Origin of the sequence: Mesorhizobium sp. M7A.F.Ca.CA.002.04.1.1, assembly GCF_004022805.1 — a bacterium.
In the GTDB taxonomy this organism is placed as follows: Bacteria; Pseudomonadota; Alphaproteobacteria; order Rhizobiales; family Rhizobiaceae; genus Mesorhizobium; species Mesorhizobium ciceri.
Genome location: NZ_RZPL01000615.1, coordinates 1 through 3478, shown reverse-complemented (window position 1 = coordinate 3478; position 3478 = coordinate 1). Strand labels below are relative to the sequence as shown.

General features: G+C 66.0%; 4 protein-coding genes. All 4 read left to right on the top strand.

Going from position 1 to position 3478, the window contains the following annotated elements; all coding sequences use genetic code 11:
• Positions 1-49 precede the first annotated feature (49 nt).
• Positions 50-871 (top strand): ATP-binding cassette domain-containing protein, encoded by an 822-nt coding sequence (locus tag ENZ75_RS25345; protein WP_024501653.1) that lies wholly within the window; start codon positions 50-52, stop codon positions 869-871.
• Positions 868-2127 carry an ABC transporter permease gene (locus tag ENZ75_RS25340; protein WP_024501652.1) on the top strand — a complete coding sequence of 420 codons (1260 nt, stop codon included), beginning with the start codon at positions 868-870 and terminating at the stop codon, positions 2125-2127. The genes ENZ75_RS25345 and ENZ75_RS25340 overlap by 4 nt, the downstream gene beginning before the upstream one ends.
• 22 nt (positions 2128-2149) lie before the next feature.
• Positions 2150-2878: an SDR family oxidoreductase gene (locus ENZ75_RS25335; RefSeq protein ID WP_024501651.1), complete on the top strand. Its 729-nt coding sequence runs from the start codon at positions 2150-2152 to the stop codon at positions 2876-2878.
• A 181-nt stretch (positions 2879-3059) separates the two neighbouring features.
• The coding region (locus ENZ75_RS25330) for an FGGY family carbohydrate kinase (RefSeq protein WP_245481227.1) at positions 3060-3478 on the top strand (419 nt) is incomplete at its 3' end.

The window sequence follows — 3478 nt, the reverse complement described above, 5'->3', positions numbered from 1 at the left end:
GGCAGCGCTCATGCGAAATTTTTGAACCGGTTTTGAAAGGCTTCCTGGCATGACCGATACCTCGGACGAACCGGTTCCGGCAGGCGAGCTGGTGCTCAGCCTGCGCGGCGTTTCGAAGAATTTCGGCGCCGTTTCGGCGCTCACCGACATCGATCTCGATGTCCATGCAGGCGAAGTGGTGGCGCTGGTCGGCGACAATGGCGCCGGCAAGTCGACCCTGGTCAAGATCCTGGCCGGCGTGCATCAGCCGAGCTCAGGCACGATCAGTTTTCGCGGCAAGCAGGTGACACTTGCCGATCCGAGTGCCGCGCTGACGCTCGGCATCGCCACCGTGTTCCAGGACCTGGCGCTGTGCGAGAACCTCGACATCGTCGCCAACATCTTCCTTGGCCGCGAACTCAGCCCGCTGCGGCTGGACGAGGTGGCGATGGAAGTGCGCGCCTGGACGCTGCTCAACGAGCTTTCGGCGCGCATCCCGAGTGTCCGCGAAGTGGTCGCTTCACTGTCGGGCGGCCAGCGCCAGACGGTGGCGATCGCGCGCTCGCTGCTGCTCGAACCCAAGCTCATCCTGCTCGACGAGCCGACGGCAGCGCTTGGCGTGGCGCAGACGGCGGAAGTGCTCAATTTGATCGAGCGGGTGCGCGACCGCGGCCTCGGCGTCGTCATCATCAGCCACAACATGGAAGACGTGCGCGCCGTCGCCGACCGCATCGTCGTGCTGCGGCTTGGCCGCAACAACGGCATCTTCTCGCCCGATGCCTCGAACCAGGAACTGGTCAGCGCCATCACCGGCGCCTCGAACAATTCGGTGTCGCGGCGCGCCGAGCGCAGGCAGGCCAGGCAAGACCAGACCCAGGAGCCACGCCCATGAGCCGCGAAGCCGAACAGGCCGCCCCCGTGCCGCCGCAGCTCGACCGCGCCGATGTGCGCGTCAAGCACGAGGCGGGGATCGGCGGCGCCATCCGCCGGTTCTTCGACCGGGTCCGCTCGGGCGATCTCGGCTCGCTGCCAGTGATTGTCGGGCTGGTCATCATCTGGACGGTGTTCGCCAGCATCAACCCGATCTTCCTGTCGAGCAGCAATCTGGTCAATCTGCTGTTCGATTGCTCAACCGTCGGCGTCATCGCGCTCGGCATCGTCTGCGTTCTGATGGTCGGCGAGATCGACCTGTCGGTCGGTTCGATCAGCGGCTTTGCCTCGGCCATGGTCGGCACGCTGTGGGTCAACCAGGGCTGGCCGGTGGCGCTCGCGATTCTGGCCGCTGTTGCCGTCGGCGGCTTCATCGGCGCCCTCTATGCGCTGCTGTTCAACCGGCTCGGCATGCCGAGCTTCGTCTCGACGCTGGCCGGCTTGCTGGCGGTGCTTGGCCTGCAGCTCTACATCCTCGGCTCGACCGGCTCGATCAACCTGCCCTACGGCTCGAACCTGGTGAATTTCGGCCAGTTGCTGATGATGCCCAAACTCGTCTCGTTCGCTCTGGCGGCCGTGCCGGGCATCGTCATGCTGATCACCGGCCTGCGCACCGTCGCGCGCCGCCGCGCCGCGAACCTGTCGGCGCCGTCGACCGGCGGGCTCGTCACGCGCGCGGTGGTGATTACGGTCATTCTCGAGCTCATCGTCTTCTATCTCAATCAGGCGCGCGGCATTCCGTGGATGTTCGGCCTGTTCGTCGGCCTGGTCATATCGATGCACTACGCGCTGACGCGGACCAAATGGGGCCGCTCTATGTCGGCGGTCGGCGGCAACCGCGAGGCGGCGCGGCGCGCCGGCATCAATGTGCGGCTGATCTATTCCAGCGCCTTCGTGCTGTGCTCGATGCTGGCGGCTTTCGGCGGCGTGCTGTCGGCGGCCCGCCTGGCCTCGGCCAGCCAGCAGGCCGGCACGGGCGACGTCAACCTCAACGCCATCGCAGCGGCCGTCATAGGCGGCACCAGCCTGTTCGGCGGCAGGGGCAGCGCCTATTCGGCACTGCTCGGCATCATCGTCATCCAGTCGATCGCCAGCGGCCTGACGCTGCTCGATCTGTCCTCGTCGCTTCGGTACATGATCACCGGCGCCGTGCTTGCCATCGCGGTCATCGTCGACTCGCTGGCACGCCGCTCGCGTGTCTCGCATGGCCGGGCCTGAACCCATCAACAGGAAGCAAGACATGAGCCAAGAACTGTCCGGAAAAGTTGCCGCCGTCACCGGTGCCGCGTCAGGCATCGGCCTCGAATGCGCCAGGCATATGCTGGCGGCCGGCGCCACCGTGGTGCTGGTCGACCGCGCCGAGGCGACGCTGAACAAACTGTGCGCCGAACTCGGCCCCAAAGCGATCCCGCTGGTGATCGACCTGATGCAGCCGGCAAGCGTCGCCACCATGATGCCGCAAATCCTGGAGAAGGCCGGCCAACTCGACATCTTCCATGCCAATGCCGGCGCCTATGTCGGCGGCGAGGTGGCGACCGGCGATCCCGACGTCTGGGATCGCATGCTCAACCTCAACATCAATGCCTGCTTCCGTTCGATCCAGGCGGTGCTGCCGCACATGATCGAACGCAAGACCGGCGACATCATCGTCACCAGTTCGATCGCCGGTCTGGTCCCGGTGGTCTGGGAACCGATCTACACGGCCTCCAAGCACGCCGTGCAGGCCTTCGTCCACACGGTGCGCCGGCAAGTCGCCAAGCACGGCCTGCGCGTCGGCGCCGTGGCGCCCGGCCCGGTGGTGACGGCACTGGTCGACGACTGGCCGAAGGCCAAGCTCGAAGAGGAACTCGCCGCCGGCGGCCTGATGCAGCCACGCGAGGTGGCCGAAGCGGTGATGTTCATGCTGACCCGGCCGCGCAATGTGACGATAAGGGATTTGGTGATTTTGCCGCAGAGCAATGATCTCTAGGGGGAGTAGGGGAGTAGGGCAGTAGGGCAGTAGGGCAGTAGGGCAGTAGGGCAGTAGGGCAGTAGGATTGCTCTGCCGTTCAATGCCCGGGCCCGAGCCAAGCCACCATCTCCTATTCCCGTACTGCCTTACTGCCCTACTCCCCTACTCCCCTACTGCCTTAAACCGAAGGTTTCCCCCAATGTCCCACTTCCTCGGCATCGACGTCGGCACCGGCAGCGCGCGGGCCGGGGTGTTCGACCACACGGGAACCCTGCTTGCCTCGGCCAAACGGGACATCGAGGTCTGGCGCGAGGCCGGCGACATTGTCGAGCAGTCGAGCAACGACATCTGGCGGGCGGTTTGCGCGGCCACGCGTGAAGCGGTCGCGCAATCGGGCGTGGCGCCCGAGGCGATCGCCGGCATCGGCTTCGACGCCACCTGTTCGCTGGTGGTGCTGGGCGAGGGCGGCGTGCCGCTGCCGGTAAGCAAGTCCGCCAATCCGGAACGCAACATCATCGTCTGGATGGATCATCGCGCGGTCGAGCAGACGCGCCGCATCAATCGCAGTGGCGAGGCGGTGTTGAACTACGTCGGCGGCGTCATCTCGCCGGAGATGGA